At 54.4% G+C, this 16,644-nt stretch carries 15 protein-coding genes and 1 pseudogene; 9 read left to right on the plus strand and 7 right to left on the minus strand.

Going from position 1 to position 16,644, the window contains the following annotated elements; all coding sequences use genetic code 11:
* Positions 1–51: 51 nt before the first annotated feature.
* From KMP13_RS02090 to KMP13_RS02115, 6 genes are all read right to left on the minus strand, one after another.
* Positions 52–678 carry a glutathione S-transferase family protein gene (locus KMP13_RS02090; protein WP_215263866.1) on the minus strand — a complete coding sequence of 209 codons (627 nt, stop codon included), beginning with the start codon at positions 676–678 and terminating at the stop codon, positions 52–54.
* A complete protein-coding gene (locus KMP13_RS02095; RefSeq protein ID WP_215263868.1) occupies positions 678–2,381 on the minus strand; it encodes a dipeptide ABC transporter ATP-binding protein in 1,704 nt (567 codons plus the stop codon). Before KMP13_RS02095 ends, KMP13_RS02090 begins: the two co-directional genes overlap by 1 nt.
* Positions 2,378–3,331, minus strand: a complete 954-nt coding sequence (locus KMP13_RS02100; RefSeq protein WP_215263870.1) for an ABC transporter permease — start codon at positions 3,329–3,331, stop codon at positions 2,378–2,380. Before KMP13_RS02100 ends, KMP13_RS02095 begins: the two co-directional genes overlap by 4 nt.
* Positions 3,328–4,290 (minus strand): ABC transporter permease, encoded by a 963-nt coding sequence (locus KMP13_RS02105; protein WP_215263872.1) that lies wholly within the window; start codon positions 4,288–4,290, stop codon positions 3,328–3,330. The genes KMP13_RS02100 and KMP13_RS02105 overlap by 4 nt, the downstream gene beginning before the upstream one ends.
* Positions 4,291–4,361: 71 nt before the next feature.
* Positions 4,362–5,924 carry an ABC transporter substrate-binding protein gene (locus KMP13_RS02110; RefSeq protein ID WP_215263874.1) on the minus strand — a complete coding sequence of 521 codons (1,563 nt, stop codon included), beginning with the start codon at positions 5,922–5,924 and terminating at the stop codon, positions 4,362–4,364.
* 275 nt (positions 5,925–6,199) lie between these two features.
* Entirely contained in the window at positions 6,200–7,210 is a 1,011-nt protein-coding gene (locus KMP13_RS02115) for a hypothetical protein (RefSeq protein WP_215263876.1), read from the minus strand.
* A 167-nt stretch (positions 7,211–7,377) separates the two neighbouring features.
* On the opposite strand from KMP13_RS02115, the gene KMP13_RS02120 reads away from it, so the two are divergent.
* Genes KMP13_RS02120 through KMP13_RS02160 form a run of 9 tightly spaced genes read left to right on the plus strand, consistent with a single transcriptional unit; the run spans position 7,378 to position 16,334 of the window.
* Positions 7,378–7,992 (plus strand): hypothetical protein, encoded by a 615-nt coding sequence (locus tag KMP13_RS02120; protein WP_215263878.1) that lies wholly within the window; start codon positions 7,378–7,380, stop codon positions 7,990–7,992.
* Positions 7,989–9,479 carry an ABC transporter substrate-binding protein gene (locus KMP13_RS02125; protein ID WP_215263880.1) on the plus strand — a complete coding sequence of 497 codons (1,491 nt, stop codon included), beginning with the start codon at positions 7,989–7,991 and terminating at the stop codon, positions 9,477–9,479. The genes KMP13_RS02120 and KMP13_RS02125 overlap by 4 nt, the downstream gene beginning before the upstream one ends.
* Positions 9,479–10,405 (plus strand): ABC transporter permease, encoded by a 927-nt coding sequence (locus KMP13_RS02130; RefSeq protein ID WP_215263882.1) that lies wholly within the window; start codon positions 9,479–9,481, stop codon positions 10,403–10,405. The genes KMP13_RS02125 and KMP13_RS02130 overlap by 1 nt, the downstream gene beginning before the upstream one ends.
* Positions 10,402–11,244, plus strand: coding sequence for an ABC transporter permease (locus tag KMP13_RS02135; protein ID WP_215263884.1), 843 nt, complete (start codon positions 10,402–10,404; stop codon positions 11,242–11,244). The genes KMP13_RS02130 and KMP13_RS02135 overlap by 4 nt, the downstream gene beginning before the upstream one ends.
* 3 nt (positions 11,245–11,247) lie before the next feature.
* Positions 11,248–12,006 (plus strand): SDR family NAD(P)-dependent oxidoreductase, encoded by a 759-nt coding sequence (locus KMP13_RS02140; protein ID WP_215263886.1) that lies wholly within the window; start codon positions 11,248–11,250, stop codon positions 12,004–12,006.
* Complete coding sequence (locus KMP13_RS02145) at positions 12,003–12,848, plus strand: polysaccharide deacetylase family protein (RefSeq protein ID WP_215263888.1); 846 nt, start codon at positions 12,003–12,005, stop codon at positions 12,846–12,848. The genes KMP13_RS02140 and KMP13_RS02145 overlap by 4 nt, the downstream gene beginning before the upstream one ends.
* Positions 12,849–14,417 (plus strand): gamma-glutamyltransferase family protein, encoded by a 1,569-nt coding sequence (locus KMP13_RS02150; protein WP_215263890.1) that lies wholly within the window; start codon positions 12,849–12,851, stop codon positions 14,415–14,417.
* Positions 14,414–15,364 (plus strand): ABC transporter ATP-binding protein, encoded by a 951-nt coding sequence (locus KMP13_RS02155; RefSeq protein ID WP_215263892.1) that lies wholly within the window; start codon positions 14,414–14,416, stop codon positions 15,362–15,364. Before KMP13_RS02150 ends, KMP13_RS02155 begins: the two co-directional genes overlap by 4 nt.
* Position 15,365: 1 nt before the next feature.
* Positions 15,366–16,334: an ABC transporter ATP-binding protein gene (locus KMP13_RS02160; protein WP_215263894.1), complete on the plus strand. Its 969-nt coding sequence runs from the start codon at positions 15,366–15,368 to the stop codon at positions 16,332–16,334.
* 11 nt (positions 16,335–16,345) lie between these two features.
* Here KMP13_RS02160 and KMP13_RS21045 read toward each other — a convergent pair.
* Positions 16,346–16,456, minus strand: a pseudogene (locus KMP13_RS21045) (IS6 family transposase); the annotation flags it as partial.
* Positions 16,457–16,644 lie beyond the last annotated feature (188 nt).

Raw genomic sequence — 16,644 nt, forward strand, 5'->3', positions numbered from 1 at the left:
CAATGAATCACGCAGCCATCTCAGCCCCAAGTGGATTAATCGGTCCTGAGACTATGATCCGGTGGGTGGAGTAAGATTGTATGCCTCTAGGAAGGTGCTGGCTTTTTCTGTGGCGGTGCGCGATTTTACGCGGTCTATCCAAGCTGCGATATTAGAGGCATTTTCAATCGACAGGTCCAGGTGCGTATAATGATTGAGCCAGGGAAAGAACGCTATGTCTGCAATGCTATATGTTGCGCCACAAATGTAGTCTTTGCCGGTCAGCTGCTCTTCTATATATGTGACCACGCGATTGGCGATGGCGGTATATTGTGCCAGCGCATCAGGGTTGGGTTTCGGCGCGAGGGCAGACCAATATTCAACTTGTCCAAAATAGGGACCTTGGGTTGAGGCCTGATAAAACAGGAGCGACAGCAGCCGATCTTCGCCACCTTCAGGCAGGCCCCAGCCGATTTTGCGGGCCAGATGCATCAGGATGGCGTTGGATTCTGTCAGGGCTGTGTTGTTTTCCACAATCACAGGAATTTTGCCCGCTGGATTCACGGCCCGAAAATCGGGGGTGTGCTGATCGCCGCCACGAATGTTGATGGGCACAAAATCATGCTTTAGATCCGTTTCCATGAGAAACATCATGATCTTGAGCGAATTGATGGTGTTGTAGCCGTAGAATGTGATCATCAGATTTCTAAGCCTTCGTCAGAGAGACCCTCAAGATGCGGCATGAGGGTGAGCAGTTCTTTTGTGTAATCTGTTTGCGGGTTGGCAAACAATGTTTCGGTGTCTTGCAATTCCAGCAGACGGCCCTTTTGCATTACGGCAACCCGGTCACACATCTGACGCACCACTGGCAGGTCATGGCTGATGAACAGCATGGTGAGGCCCAGGTGCTCTTGCAGGTCTTTTAGAATATTCAGGATTTGCGCCTGAATAGAGACATCCAGCGCCGAGGTGGGTTCATCGCAGATCAGGAAACGCGGCTGGGTCGCAAGGGCACGCGCTATGGAAATACGCTGGCGCTGACCGCCGGAAAATTCATGGGGGAATTTTGCAGCTGCTGCTGCGCCAAGGCCGACCTGTTCTAACAGCTCATGCACGCGTTTTGTCAGGGCGGCACCGTTGAGGATTTTATGATGTCGGATTGGTTCAGCGATAATGTCTAACACCCGCAGACGTGGGTTGAGCGAGGAATAGGGATCCTGGAAAATCATCTGAATGTCGCGGCGAAACTGGGCAACCGCTTCGGATTTACGGGGATCGCTGACGATTTGACCGGCAAATTCGACTTCCCCCTTGTCAAGGGGATAAAGCCCGCTGATGAGGCGCGCGATGGTTGATTTTCCAGACCCGCTTTCGCCGACGACGCCAAACACCTCACCCGGCATGATATCAAAAGAGATACCATCCACTGCCGTCAGATAGGTGCTGCGGCCCGGGAATATGCTTTTGGCAATGGGAAATTTCTTTTCCAGATGTTTGACCCGCAACAGCGGCCTATCCAAGAGTGTTTCAACCCGGTTCCAATTGCGCGCGATGTCTTCGATGGCAAATCGCGTGTCACGCCCGCCATAGCTGATTTGCGAAAACCGTTTAAGTTTGATCTTTGGGCGCGGTACGGCCGCAATCAGGGATTTGGTATATTTGTGATTTGGGGCGCTCATGACCTGTGCGGTTGTACCGCTTTCAACGACTTTGCCGCGATACATGACGGTGACGCGATCGGTGGTATCGGCGATGACACCCATATCATGGGTTACAAGGATAACGCCAACCTGACGTTCTTGGGCCAGGTCTTTGATCAGATCGAGTATTTGCGCTTGTACCGCCACATCCAGAGCGGTTGTGGGTTCATCTGCGAAAATCACATCAGGTTCTGAGCAGAGCGCGAGGGCGATCACCACACGTTGACGCATGCCGCCGGAGAATTGATGTGGGTACTGGCGCAGGCGTAGGGCTGGATCAGGGATGCCGACGCGGTCCAGCAGTTCGGTTGCGCGTTGGCGCGCGGCGTCACGGGACAGGCCGAGGTGCAGGCTGATGGTTTCGATTAACTGTTCCCCCACGGTGAGCAGGGGATTGAGCGAAGTTAGGGGATCCTGAAAGATCATAGAGATCTGTTTGCCGCGCAAGCCTTGCATGGCGGTGGCGTCTAACCCGTTGATCATCTTTGATTTAAACGCAATTGTGCCGCCCGAGATATGGCCGGGACGTTCCAAGAGCCCCATGATCGCCGCACCGATGGTGGATTTACCTGCACCAGATTCCCCCACCAGCCCGTGGATTTCGCCGGGCTCTACCGTGAGGTTGACACCTGAAACAGCTTTGAACACGCCATGGCGGGAGGGGTATTCGACCGTGAGGTCTTTGATATGAAGTAATGTCATTTCAATTTCGGATTGAGCGCATCGCGCAGCCAATCCCCCATTAAATTCACGGCCAAAGCAAGCGACAACAACGTCACCGCAGGAAAGAGCAGGATCCACCATTCGCCGGAGAACAAGAACCCTTGTCCAATGCGAATAAGCGTGCCCAGTGAGGGTTGGGTAGGTGGAACGCCGACGCCAAGGAACGACAGAGTTGCCTCTGCAATGATGGCAAGCGCGAGCGAGATCGTGGCGATGACCAGAACCGGTGACATCACATTGCGCAGGATGTGGCCAAAGATGATGGAACTAGAACTGCGCCCGATCAGGCGGGCGGCTTGCACGTATTCTTTGTTTTTTTCAACCAAGGTTGCTCCGCGGACGACACGTGCAAATTGCACCCAATCCGACAGGCCAATGGCGATGATCAGCACCCAAAGCGCGACTTCATCGCGGTATTCGACCGGTGTGAAACCTTTGGCGACTCCAAAGATCAACAAGGCGACGAGGATAGAGGGAAAGGTCAGCTGAATATCGGCAATCCGCATGATGATTGCATCAATGATGCCGCCGAAATAGCCCGCGATGAGGCCAAGCGTCACACCAATCAGCATGCCAAGAGTGACAGCCGCAAAGCCCACAAACAGGGAAATTCTCATTCCATACAGGATGGTCGACAGAATGTCGCGCCCTTGATCATCGGTGCCAAGCAGGAATTGCTCACCCGTAAAGGCATTGGGGGTTGAAGGCGGCGTAAAGCCGTTCATCAGGTTCAGACTGCCTGGATCAAAGGGATTGAATGGAGCGACAAGCGGCGCAAAGATAGCTGAGAGCACCAAAAGAAGTGTCACCGCAAAAGAGATCATCGCAACGGGGCTATGGCGAAAACGCCAACACAAATCGCTGTTCCAGGCGCGTTTCAGGCGGTGGCCAAGAGAGAGGGTGGTTTCTGGATCGCTTGAGTATCTCATGAGCGCAGCCTTGGATCAATTGCCACATAAAGGATATCGACAATCAGGTTGATCGTAACAAACATCACCGAAATCAACATCAGATATGCGGCCATGACCGGAATATCGACAAATTGCACGGCGTTGATAAACAACAGGCCAACGCCGGGCCATTGGAATACGGATTCGGTGATAATGGCAAAGGCGATGATACTGCCCAATTGCAGGCCGGTGACGGTGATCACAGGCACCAGCGTGTTTTTCAACGCGTGGCGAAAGTTGATCGCTTTTTCAGATAACCCGCGCGCACGGGCAAAGCGGATGTAATCCTGGCGCAGGACTTCGAGCATTTCAGAACGCACAAGGCGCATGATCAGTGTCATCTGAAACAGGCCCAGTGTAATACCCGGCAAGATCAAAGCCTTTAGGCCGCTTGAGGTCAAGAAACCCGTGGTCCAGCCGCCAAGGTCTGTGACCTCGCCCCGGCCAAAACTGGGCAGCCAGTCCAGTTCGACAGAAAAGAGATAAATCAGTAGGATGCCAATCAGGAAGGTCGGCAATGAGACGCCAATCAGGCTGACAGACATGATGATATGGGACACCAGCCCGTCACGACGAATAGCAGTGTAGATCCCCAGCAAAACACCGACGCCAACCGCAAACAAGGCTGAAACGGTGGCAAGTTCAAGCGTGGCAGGAGCGCGTTCGGCGATGATTTCGGCAACGGGTCGGCCTTGACGGTAGCTGACGCCCAGATTGCCATCAACCGCGTTGGCCAGGAATTTCCAGTACTGCACGACAAAAGTCTGATCGAGGCCAAGCTGCGCACGCAACCGGTCAATATCGGCCTGGGTGCGTTCGGTGCCGAGCATATTATCAATGGGATCGCCGACGAAATTGAACATCGAAAAGGCGACAAAGCCCACGATCAGCAGCACGAGCCCGGCCTGTAGGACGCGGCGAATGAGGAATGAAAACATATGGTATCCAGAGAACTGCAAACGCTTCGCCAACGGGGATGCTGGCGAAGCGCGGTTTGGCTGTGATTAGATCAGTTTACAGTGACCCAACGCAGCATAAAGAAATTGTCGGCCCGCTGGGTCAGATCAACATTGCTGCGTGCGCCCCACAACAAAGCCTGCACGTACATGGGCACATATCCTGCTTCGTCTTGCAGGATCTTGGTGCTTTCATCGAGCAGAGCCTGACGCTTTTCATCGTCAATCTCGGACTGGATTTGCGGCAACAATTCGTCAACACGTGCGTTTGAAAAAGCGCCAAAGTTCCAGCTGCCCAGTTTTTTCTCTGGGTTTGGCGTGGTCACAAGAAAACGAATGGGGTGTTCCGCGTCAAAAGAACCGGGTGACCAGCCGAGCATGTACATATCAAAGTTCTGCGCGCGCAGTTCTGGCCAGTAGTTGCTGACCGGCATGGTCTCCAGTTCAACATCCAGACCAATTTGTGCTAGCATACCAACAGCGGCCTGACAGACAGCTTCATCGTTGATGTAACGGTTGTTGGGGCATCTCATGCCAAAACTGAAACCATCCGCGTAGCCTGCTTCGGCCAGCAAGGCGCGGGCCTTGTCTAGGTCATAGGCGGGGCGGTCTGCAAGGGCTTCGGAATAGCCGCGCATGGCGGGGCTGACGAGTTGTGAAACGGGCTGTGCAGAGCCGCGCATGATGGTTTGCACAATCGCATCCACGTTAATGGCGTGGTTTACCGCCTGACGCACGCGGGCATCTTTGAACGGGTTTGGTTTGCCTGCATCCGCCGAATATTTCAGCGTTTCTGCCTGATTGGCAAAACCAAACATGATGACGCGGGCTTCGATATCCTCAAGGACTTTTACATCTGGGCTGCTTGAAAGGCGCGCCACGTCTTGGGTTGGCACCGGGTTGATCATGTCCACTTCGCCTGACAACAAGGCCGCAACCGCAGTGGCAGGGTTCTGGATCGGCGTATATTCCGCGCTTGTGATATTGTGGGTTGCTTCATCCCACCATGCGCCAAAGGGTTCAATAACGGTTTTCAGGTCGGGCTGACGCTCAACAACTTTGAATGCGCCGGTGCCGTTTGTATTGCGGGTGGCAAAGTTTTCCGCGTCTTTTGCGGGCACGGCTGAGTTGTTGGTTTCGGTCCATCCCTTGTCCATGATCATAAAGTTGGTGATCGTATCAGGGAAAATCGGGTTGGGCGCCGCTGTATAGAATTCAACGGTGTAATCATCCACGGCCTTGATGCTGGACACAGATGCGAACCAGCTGGATACGTCTGACTCGGGGCGGGTTGCGCGTTCGTATGAAAATACCACGTCTTCGGCGGTGAAATCAGAGCCGTTGTGGAATTTCACATCTTTGCGCAGGTGAAACCGCCAGCCATCCGAGCCGATGGGCTCCCAACTGGTGGCAAGCGCGGGTTCAATCTGCATCTGCTGATTGCGGCGCATCAGGCCTTCGTAGACGTTGTTCAAAAAACCCAGAACCGGTGCCGAGTTTACCGCGTGGGGGTCCATGGTTTGTGGGTCTGTGGTTCCTGCCCAGCGGAAGGTTTCGGCGCTTACGCCTTGGACAGACAGCAAAGCCAGTGCGGTGGCTGCTAGCGTTTTTCTCATATTTCGATCTCCCAGTTCCCCCCTTTTGGGATAGGGGGTATGATTATATTTCACGTTTTTAGAGCGGATCTGCTATCGATTACACGATTTCGGAGATTTTTTTGCTTAACCGGCCTATTCTATGCGCAAATGCAGGTATTGATATCTTGGTGATCATTGTGCGCGCCAGTTCGGTATTGTCTGTGTCGCGATTTTGCATAGCAGGGTCCGCGCCGGTGTTTGTCGGTTTGGGTGCTGAATATCCTTTCGATTGGTGTTGGGGTTTGGTGTCTACCTCAAATCCGCTTTGCCTGTTCTTTGCCAAGGGCTTTTGCAAGCGAAGCCATCAGGCCTGTGGTGGCCTGGCCAAGGTTGTCACCGCGCAAAGAAATTTTAAACCAGCCATCTGACGTAGGCTGGATGGCGTCGATGGCGCACAGTAGATCGTCTCTGACGCATTCGATTTGCCAGGGTGGCAGCAATGGGGCCTTGGAGGTCACAAGGATCTTGGGATCGCGGCTAAGAGTTTGGGCCAGATCATCGGCCTTGACTGTGTTGTTCCGCAGTTTGATCATCAAAGAAATCGTATGACTGCGCCAGACCGGCACGCGGGTTGCGGCGCAGCTCACCGGAAATGAGTTATCAAACAGTAGGGCAAGTTCACGCTCTAACGCCCGTGCTTCACCGTCAAGTGGGGAGATCACGTGATCCTGCGCCAGATAGGCAGGCATTCCGGGGAGATCCGTTCCGCTGATTGCTTGTAGGGTTGTGGCGTGGACGGCTTCGATGCCGAATTTTTTATGGAGCAAGGCAAGGGGTAATGCACACATTGCGGTGGTGCAGTTTGGGGTCGACCACAGTGTTTCGTCCTGCGGTGCAGCTGTTTGCACGCCCGGCATTAACAATGACCCCTGATGGCGCGCGTATTCGCAATGAGAGACCACATGCGCACCGTTTTGCAGGTGCTGTTTTTCGATTTCCTCAGCGCCGCTGTCTGGCAAAAAAGATAAAATGAGATCACCGGGCGCAGTGTCTGTTGGTGAAAAAATAGGCGTTTTCAACGCAAATTCACGTGCTTCAGGGCCGGCAAACCACGGCAGGTCCGTAAGTGATTCTTTGTGTCGGTGGTCGTGGAGACTCACGATTTCGAGATCAGGATCGCACAATACCTGATCCATTAAATGCTGCCCTAGCAAGCCTAATGCGCCAAAAATAGACAGTTTTATAGCCATCGTCTGGGTCCGTAAGTTTTTTCTTGCAAGATTAAATATGTTAGAACACCATGTCTGACATGTTATAAAGGTCAATCTAAAATTTCATGTATGATCCAAGTTCCCCTATGCTCCGTTCCGGCCTTGCCGAACGTGGTTTGCCAAGTCCCGATGCCAAGTCTCGTTTTGCCGAAGATCGGATGCTTGCCGCGACGATCTGGTGTGAACTGCGTCCGGGTGAGGTCGTCACCGAAGCTGATATCATGGAGCGGTTTGCCCTTTCGCGTGCGGCGGCGCGTGCTGGTCTGACCCGTCTTGGGTTTGATGGCTGGGCCACATCTAAGGCACGCATGGGGTGGGAGATTTTACCCATCACAGGTCAATTGATCGGCGATGTTTTAAAGGCCCGCCGTATTGTTGAGCCTGGGTTGGCGCAGGTAAAGCTATGCGATGGTGCACAGGTTGAGATTGCCCAGATAGAAACCATACTGACGGCACTGATGCGTGGCGGAGATCAGACTGCGCTGAGTTCAATCCGCCATCACGTTGATCGTATTGATGGTTTGTTGCTGGGTGCAATGAATCCTTTTACTGCACGCCATTTACGGAAGCTGTGGCACCATTCGGCCCGGATTACCCATTACCTTGAGGGAGACAGTGGCACCTTGTTTCGGCGTGATGATGTCTTTGATCTCATTCAGGCCATTTTGCAGCGGGATGTGGCAGGCATCGAAAAGGCTAGATTGACGCTGATTGCAGCGCAAGAACGCTATTTCCTTCATCAACTTCTTAAGAACGACGCGCCATTGCAGCCAGGCAGCGGGTTGGCGGCGCGCAATCAACAAGAAAACGCTGTATCCAACAGGAGACCCTCATGACTATGAAATTCAATATTTTATTGGCCAGCGTTGCAGCGGTGGCCCTGTCTGCACCTGTGTTTGCCAAGGATTTAACGGTGGATCTGTCTGGCGAGCCGTCCTCGCTGGATCCACAGCTGCAATGGAACCCAGACAGCTACTATGTCTATCGCAATATCTTTGACAATCTACTGACGCGGGACAACTCGGGTGAAATCGTGTCGCAGATCGCCACCAGTTGGGAGCGTATCAGCGATACGGAAACCGTTTTTACACTGCGGGATGATGTGGTTTTTCACGATGGCGAAAAATTGACGGCCGAGGATGTGGTGTTTTCTGTCAAACGCATCACAGATCCTGAATTTGGCTCTCCGCAATTGGGCCAGTTCAATCAAATCGCAGCGGCTGAAGCGGTTGATGATGTAACTGTTAAATTGACAACCGATGGCCCATATCCCGCGCTGATGGCGCAGTTGGTGAAATTGTCCATTGTTCCAATGCATGTTGTCGAAGCGGTTGGCAATGAAGCGTTCAATGCAGCACCCATTGGATCAGGCCCTTACAAATTTGAAACCTGGGACCGCGGTATTTCTGTAAGCCTGGTGCAGAATGAAAACTACTGGGGTGAAACCGGCCCGTTTGACAGTGCTACCTTCCGTGCGGTTCCTGATGCAGCGACGCGGCTGGCGAACCTGCAGGCTGGCACAGCTGACCTGGTGGTAGGCCTAGACAGTGATGGGGCCGCACAATTGGCGGGGCAAGGCGATGTTCAGGTGCTGTCTGCCCCCACTGAGCGCGTGGCCTATCTGGGTTTGAATTTGGACAAGCCTCCGTTCAATGATGTTGAATTGCGCAAAGCCGCCAGCATGGCGATTGATAATTTCGGGATCACCGAAGGATTGCTGGGGGCTGGGGAAATCCCAATGGCGCAATTGGCGTCACCTGCGCATTTTGGCTATGAGGAAAGGATCGATCCTTGGATCTTTGACCCAGAAGGCGCCAAGGAAATTGTTTCTGCCAAGGCGGATCTGGCTGCGACACCTGCAGTCTTTGCAACGGCTCCGGTTTTCGATCAACGTATCGTGCAGGCGCTGCAGCAGATGCTGAATGATGTTGGCTTTAACATCTCAATCAGTGTCACAGACATGCCGACCTATCTGAACATCGTACGCTCTGCCCCAGAAGAGAACGCAGAGTTGAGCTTTGGTCGCTGGTCTTGTGCGTGTCAGGATGCAGACGGTATCACCTATCCGCTGTTGCATTCCGAAAGCGCATGGAGCCGGGTCAGTGATGAAAAGCTAGATGTTTTGCTGGATACTGCACGGGTTTCGCTGGATGCTGAAGTGCGCCAAGAGGCCTATGCCGAAGCCCATAAGATTGTGCGCGACAACTACTATGTGTTGCCAATGTATCAAGCGGCTGTGCTGTATGGGGCGTCGTCTGATTTGACCTTTGCGCCGACGGCAAACGAAAGCATGTTCCTGAACCGGATGGCCTGGTCTGAGTGATGCGACTTTTCCTCCTGAATCGGCTGTTTCAGGCCTGCACTACGGCCTTTGGTGTGTTGACCTTGGTGTTTTTCATCCAACGTCTGACCGGTGATCCAACGGCGCTTTTACTGCCTGAAACCGCCACTCAGGAGGATTTTGAAGCCATGCGTAAGACGCTTGGCTTTGATCGTCCATTGATTGAACAGTATCTCTCGTTTCTGGGGGATATGGTGCAATTTGATCTGGGCAAGTCCTTTATTCAAAACGCACCGGTTGCTGAAATTCTGGCCAGCCGGATTCCGCAAACCCTGCAATTGGCGGGGGGGGCACTGGTGGTTGCCTTTGCGATTGGGCTGCCGCTTGGCGCGATTATGGCGTTGCAGCGCGGTAAATGGATTTCGCGCTGGATAATGGGATTTGTTTTGGCGTGCCAGTCGATGCCAACCTTCTGGAGCGGGATTATGATGATCATGGTCTTTGGCGTGTGGCTGAAATGGTTGCCGCCCTCTGGTACGGGAACGCTGGCGCATCTGGTTATGCCGTCCATCGCATTGGGATTGCTGTCACTTGCGACCTATGCCCGGATCACGCGGTCTGCTGTGGTGGATGAGCTGGGGCGCGACTATATACGATCGGCACGGGCGCGTGGTGTCAAAACGCCACGTTTGGTGGGAAAGCACCTGCTGCGCAATTCTGCAATTCCTGTTATTTCAATCACTGCGCTGGAAGTTTCACAGCTGCTCGCAGGGGCTGTGATTGTGGAAACGGTGTTTGCCTGGCCGGGTCTTGGGCAGCTCACAGTGCAATCGATTGCGTCACGGGATTTTGCGGTTGTGCAAGCGGTGGTTCTGTTGGGGGCCTGGGTTACGATTTTCGCCAATCTGCTGGCGGATATCCTTTATTCGATCATTGATCCACGGGTGCGGCTGGGGACGTCCTTATGAACATGGTTCTCCCCCGGTTTTCCGTGCAAAAGAGCCTCGCCTGGTGGCCAGCAGTCCTATTGGCGGCGCTGGTCTGTGCCGCGGTGTTTGCGCCTGTGTTGGCCCCATTGGATCCTGACCGGCAGAATCTGTTGGGCCGCCTAAAGGTGCCCGGATATGAAAGCCGTGGCGTGACCTATTGGTTGGGCACCGATGAGCTGGGGCGTGATATTCTTAGTCGTTTGATCTATGGCGCGCGCATTTCCATTTCTGTTGCGGTGCTGTCGGTGCTGCTGTCTGGCATCGTGGGCGTGGCAGTAGGCATGCTGGCGGGCTATTTGCGCGGCTGGTGGGAGACGTTATTGATGCGTCTGGTGGATATCTTTCTGTCAATCCCAGCCATTCTACTGGCCATTATAACGGTTGCGGTGCTGGGCCCCGGATTTTTCAACGTGGTGATTGTTCTGACCCTGACACGGTGGCCGCGTTATGCGCGTGTTGCGTATGGGCAGACCTTATCGGTGGGCAAACGCCCGTTTGTGACCTTGTCGCAGGCCATGGGGGGATCGGTGCCGCGGGTGCTTTGGGTGCATATCCTGCCAAATATCATTGGCCCTGTTCTGGTGGTGGCGACCTTGGAATTTGGTTTGATGGTCCTGTTTGAAGCGGGCCTGTCTTTTCTGGGGCTTGGCGTGCAGCCACCCACCGCAAGCTGGGGGGCGATGCTATCAACCGGGCGCAATTACGTTGCCACAGCCTGGTGGATCGCAACCTTTCCGGGACTTGGGCTATTTTTACTGGTTTTATCCGCCAATCTGATTGGAGACCGGTTAAGTGATACTATTGGAAAAGGACGCTGAACGATGAACTTTGAAAGCGCTTTCAAAGGCAAACGCGTGGTTGTTACCGGGGCTTCTGGCATTATGGGGCAGGCCTTGGCGGATCAGTTTGAGGCGCAAGGTGCCACAGTGTGCCGCACGGATCTACAGGTTGGCGGATTGCCGGGGTTTACGGTTGCGGCGGACCTGACCGATGATCAGGGTTTGGATCACGTGCTGTCTTGTGTAAGTCAGGAATGGGGCGCGCCGGATGTGGTGATCAACAATGCGGCGCTTTATCCCTCTGCCTTTATGCTGGATATGGAGGTTGCGGATTGGGATCGCATTATGTCGGTGAACCTGCGCGCGCCTTTTGTACTGACGCGGGGATTTGCGCTGCAGATGATCCAGCAAGAAGTGCGCGGCAATGTGATCAATATCTCATCCGGGGCTGCGCGCAAAATGCGCCGCACGATGGTGACCTATTGCATGTCCAAAACCGCGCTGGACCGGCTGACCAAGGGGTTCGCGCTGGAACTTGCTGAATTTGGCATTCGTGTAAATGCGCTTGAGCCCGGATTTGCTGCCGGCAGCGCCGTTTCAGAACTGCCACAGGAACATATTGATCGTGTGATGGCGGCAATCCCGCTTGGTGCGGAAACCACTGCCCAAGATGTGGGTAACGCAGCACTTTATCTGGCGTCGGATGCGGCGCGCAATGTGACCGGGGCAACATTGTCGGTGGATGGGGGCAACTCTGCGGGCAATCTTGATGTGTATCAAGATAAGAAATCGCCGCTATGATCTGGTCTCCACCTGCATATGCGTGGCCTGCGGGTAAACAGGCCGCGGCCTGTTTTAGCGTCGATGTTGATGCAGATGCGCCGTATCTTTGGGCCACACGCAATGGGCGGTCAAATACATTGGCGGTGCCAGAACATCGTTCATATGGCATGCGCAGGGGGATGGCACGGCTTGTGAATTTGCTGGACCGGTTGAACATCAAAGGCAGTTTTTTTGTGCCGGGGGGCGTTGCGGAAGCCAATCCAGATCTGTTGCCGGGACTGTTAGAGCGCGGGCATGAAATTGCTTTGCATGGATATGGGCATGAGCTGGTCAATGACATTTCAGATCAGGAGTTTACCGAAGCGCTGGAACAGTCGATTGAGCTGTTTGTAAAGCAGACAGGTCAACGGCCTGCTGGGTTTAGATCGCCGGCCTGGGAGATGACGCCGCATATGCTGGCGGAATTGGGTCGGCTGGGTCTGTGGGATTCCTCGCTGATGGGGGATGACGTACCCTATACACTGCAAGACATTTCCGAAATTCCCGTGCGGTGGGATATTGATGATGCGATCTATTTCAAGTTCCTTGGGGCCGGAGAGGCACCGCCGCGCTCGCACCTAGAGATAGGAGCGGTGTGGCACAGCGAGGCTCAGGCGGCTTTGCGCCATGGCACGCTTTTTATGATGACGATCCATGACTGGATTTGCACACGTCCTGCGCGCATTGAGATGTTAGAAGCCTTGTGGCGGCCGATTGTTGAAAATGATGGTTTTTGGTGTGCAACCTGCGGTGCATTGGCCGCGCATCACACAAGGCACGTGGAGGATTCCCACACCCCAAACGACCAAGGAATATCTTAGATGATTGATCAAAACGCCAACCAAATGGATGCCTCAACCTGGTCGTTGCATAAGCCACAAGTTACTGGTGCAAATGGGCTGGTTGCGGCCCAGCACCGCGAAGCCGCAGAGGTAGGTGCGCAGATCCTGTCCCAAGGTGGCAATGCCATGGATGCGGCGGTGGCGGCTACGTTGGTTTTATCCGTTGTTGAACCCTGGCTGTCGGGTATTGGCGGTGGTGGATTTTTGCTACATGCAAGCGCCACGGGTGATGTGGATGCGTTGGATTTTAATCTCTTGTCTCCACATGCGCTTGATCCGGCTGATTATCCTTTGGCAGACGGGACTGATGGTGATTGGTTTGACTGGCCTATGGTCGAAGGCAATCGCAATCTGATCGGGGGGGGCTCTATCTGCACGCCGGGTGCGGTTGCTGGTCTTGCTGCGGGGCTTGAACGGTTTGGAACATTGTCCTGGGCGGAGGTGCTTGCCCCCGCGATTGAGATTGCCATGCGGGGTATGATAGTTGATTGGTTTGCGGATCTCGCCTTTGCGGTGGACCGGCCCAATTTGTTGCAAAATACGGCGGCGGCCAATTTATTTTTGAACCCGTCTGCGTTGTGCACACATCCGAAAACCGCGGCTGCCAAGCTGCTTCCGATGCCGAAGAAAGCTGCGACTTTGCGGCGTTTAGCTGAACGAGGCGCGCGTGATTTTTATGAGGGTGAAACAGCAAAGTTGATATTAGAAGATCTTTCTGCTGCAGGGTCATGCCTGACGGCCAAGGATTTTCAGGATTATCAAGTCACGTGGCACAAACCGACGCAGCAAACCTATCGGGATCGCGATATTTGCGTGATCCCCGGCCTGTCAGGCGGGCCAAGCCTGTTGCGGGCGTTGCGCGACCTGTCTGAACACGACATTGGCACCCTGCCTGAGGCGCAAAAGGCATCAGCCTATGCGCAAGCCTGCCGGGGCGCTTATGAATATCGGCTCAAACATCTGGGTCATGCGGCTGCAGGTGAAGATTGCACCAGCCATCTGTCCGTGATTGATAAAGCGGGTAATATGGTGTCGCTGACAAATACCCTGTTGTCGCGCTTTGGGTCCAAAGTGGTGCTGCCGCAAAGCGAAATTGTCATGAATAATGGGATGATGTGGTTTGATCCGCGCCCAGATCAGCCAAATTCCATCACACCTGGGGCAAAGCCGCTGGCCAATATGTCGCCGGTGATTGCGTTGCAAAATGGCAAACCCGAGATTGCTTTGGGGGCCGCCGGTGGGCGACAGATCTTCCCGTCTGTGTTGCAGATCTTGTCGTTTCTGATCGATGACGGCGATACGCCAGAAACCGCACTGCACCGACCCCGGATTGATGCGAGCACGGCGACCATTCTGGTTGATCGCCAGTCCCCCCCGGATGTGGCAACGGCGATTAGCGAACATTACGCGGTGCAGCTGACTGATAATACTGTTTATCCCGTGCAATTTGCCATTCCATCGCTTGTACAGGCCGACAGTAAAAGTGCGCGTGCAGCGGCCGCCGCACATCCGATGAGCCCCTGGGCTGCAGCTGAGGCCGCAAAATGAGCCTGCTGGAAATCACAGACCTTGCGGTCTCGGCCGGGGATCTGCCTTTGGTGGATGGGGTGACGCTGGATATCAAAGCGGGTGAAATTGTTGCACTTGTCGGCGAAAGCGGCTCGGGCAAGTCTTTGACGGCGCTGTCTGCCATTGGTCTGCTGGCCGAGGGGCTTGATGTGACACGTGGCCAGATCCGGTTTAATGGGGCCTCTTTTTTGGGTGAGGGCGCGCAAGACTTGGGGCAGGTGCGGGGGCGGGATCTGGCGATGATTTTTCAGGAACCTGTTTCCTCACTCAACCCTTTGATGCCCATCGGGGCGCAGGTGGCCGAAAGCCTGATTGTGCACGGGGTTGCCTCTGTTGCAGAGGCGACAGAAGCCGCGATAGATATGTTGGACCGGGTGGGCATTCCTGATCCCAAACGGCGTGCACAGCAGCTGCCGGCAGAGTTGTCTGGCGGGATGTGCCAACGGGTGATGATTGCCGCGGCGCTGATTTCAAAACCACGTCTATTGATTGCCGATGAACCCACAACTGCGCTGGATGTGACCATTCAGGCGCAAATTCTGGATCTTATCAGCGCCCTTGCCAAACAAGACGGCACAGCTGTGCTGATGATCACCCATGATATGGGTATTGTTGCTGAAATGGCGGATCGGGTTTGTGTGATGTATGGCGGAAGGATCGTGGAGCAAGGAGCGGTGGAAGCCATATTCACCGCTCCGCGCCATCCCTACACAGGCATGTTGCTGCGCACCATTCCACGGCTTGATCATCCCCCCAAACAAGCGCTGTTTGCCATCCCCGGCAACGTGCCAAGCCCAAAGAACTGGCCGACGGGGTGCCGGTTTAACACCCGATGTGATCGCAAAAGCGGCCGGTGTGATGCAGTGCCTGCGCTGACCGGAGATCAACATCGCACCGCCTGTTTCCATCCCTTGTCTGAGGCCTGACATGACTGCTTTGCTCGAATTTCAGAATCTTAAAGTGCACTGGCCTGGGCGTGCATCCGGTTGGGGCAAACCCGCCCCCGTGACACGCGCGGTTGATGGGGTCAATTTAAAGATTAAAGCTGGAGAAACCGTTGCTGTGGTGGGCGAGTCTGGCTGCGGGAAATCGACCACGGGCAATGCGGCCTTGGGTCTGGCCCCGATTACAGATGGGAAGATCTTTTTTGAAGGCAGAGATCTTAGCCTTTTGTCCAAACAGGAACGGCGTGACCTTTGGCAAGACATGCAAGTTGTGTTTCAGGATCCTGTTGCGGCGTTAAATCCGCGTTTGACGGTCGCCCGCGCAATTGCAGAGCCGCTGGTGATCCATGGGTGGAGTGCCGCAAAGGTGGCAAATCGGGTGGATGACCTGATGGCGCTGGTTGGCCTAAACCCGGATCAGCGGGATCGCCGGCCGATGGCGCTGTCTGGGGGACAAAGACAGCGGGTTGTGATAGCCCGCGCGCTGGCATTGTCGCCCCGCCTGGTGATCTGTGATGAGCCGGTTTCGGCGTTGGATGTCTCTATTCAAAGTCAGATCCTGAACCTGTTATTGCGTCTGCAGCATGAATTGGGATTAAGCTATCTGTTTATTTCCCATGATCTAAGTGTTGTACGCCATATCGCGGACCGGGTCTGTGTGATGTATTTGGGTGTGATTGTTGAGGAAGGACCAACTGCAGATGTGTTTGCCGCGCCCCAGCACCCCTATACACGGGCGCTGCTCAGCGCGATCCCGCAGCCTGATGTGTCGCGACGGGGTCGCAAGGAACGTGTGTTGTTAAAAGGCGATTTACCAAGCCCCCTTGCGCCGCCCAAAGGCTGTCCTTTTGCTTCGCGTTGTACAATCGCGCAATCTGTCTGCGCCATCTCTCGCCCCCCAATGGAGCTGCGTGGAGATGATCGCAAAGTTAGATGTTTCAACCCCGCTTAGGGTTGCCTTGGCCGATCAGAGTGATCGAAAGCTCTGTCGAAATATGGATCATATCGGTGATTGATCTCACGAACGACGCGCCGACATATCTGCGCCTTGTCCGTGCAAAGGATGATCTCGCGGAAAACGATGATGTATGACGGTTGATTTACGCAGCATAATTGACCTCATTAGCACGATCATGGTGCCCGTCCGTTGAAGGCGCTCTGGCGTGACGTCTACTGCCTCTGTTATGCTGCTTGAGCGGCATAACGCCAAGGGGTGAGCTCATCGAGGCGTTTGATCTTGTGGTCAGCGATTTGGCCTAGAA

This window comes from Epibacterium ulvae, assembly GCF_018678075.1.
Taxonomy (GTDB): Bacteria; Pseudomonadota; Alphaproteobacteria; order Rhodobacterales; family Rhodobacteraceae; genus Epibacterium; species Epibacterium ulvae_A.

Excerpts from the sequence above, each read along its gene's own strand:
- KMP13_RS02150 (WP_215263890.1), top strand. The coding sequence starts at position 12,849 with ATGATTGATCAAAACGCCAACCAAATGGATGCCTCAACCTGGTCGTTG.
- KMP13_RS02140 (WP_215263886.1), top strand. The coding sequence starts at position 11,248 with ATGAACTTTGAAAGCGCTTTCAAAGGCAAACGCGTGGTTGTTACCGGG.
- KMP13_RS02090 (WP_215263866.1), bottom strand. The coding sequence starts at position 678 with ATGATCACATTCTACGGCTACAACACCATCAATTCGCTCAAGATCATG.
- KMP13_RS02100 (WP_215263870.1), bottom strand. The coding sequence starts at position 3,331 with ATGAGATACTCAAGCGATCCAGAAACCACCCTCTCTCTTGGCCACCGC.
- KMP13_RS02105 (WP_215263872.1), bottom strand. The coding sequence starts at position 4,290 with ATGTTTTCATTCCTCATTCGCCGCGTCCTACAGGCCGGGCTCGTGCTG.
- KMP13_RS02125 (WP_215263880.1), top strand. The coding sequence starts at position 7,989 with ATGACTATGAAATTCAATATTTTATTGGCCAGCGTTGCAGCGGTGGCC.
- KMP13_RS02160 (WP_215263894.1), top strand. The coding sequence starts at position 15,366 with ATGACTGCTTTGCTCGAATTTCAGAATCTTAAAGTGCACTGGCCTGGG.
- KMP13_RS02120 (WP_215263878.1), top strand. The coding sequence starts at position 7,378 with ATGGAGCGGTTTGCCCTTTCGCGTGCGGCGGCGCGTGCTGGTCTGACC.
- KMP13_RS02095 (WP_215263868.1), bottom strand. The coding sequence starts at position 2,381 with ATGACATTACTTCATATCAAAGACCTCACGGTCGAATACCCCTCCCGC.
- KMP13_RS02130 (WP_215263882.1), top strand. The coding sequence starts at position 9,479 with ATGCGACTTTTCCTCCTGAATCGGCTGTTTCAGGCCTGCACTACGGCC.
- KMP13_RS02135 (WP_215263884.1), top strand. The coding sequence starts at position 10,402 with ATGAACATGGTTCTCCCCCGGTTTTCCGTGCAAAAGAGCCTCGCCTGG.
- KMP13_RS02110 (WP_215263874.1), bottom strand. The coding sequence starts at position 5,924 with ATGAGAAAAACGCTAGCAGCCACCGCACTGGCTTTGCTGTCTGTCCAA.
- KMP13_RS02155 (WP_215263892.1), top strand. The coding sequence starts at position 14,414 with ATGAGCCTGCTGGAAATCACAGACCTTGCGGTCTCGGCCGGGGATCTG.
- KMP13_RS02145 (WP_215263888.1), top strand. The coding sequence starts at position 12,003 with ATGATCTGGTCTCCACCTGCATATGCGTGGCCTGCGGGTAAACAGGCC.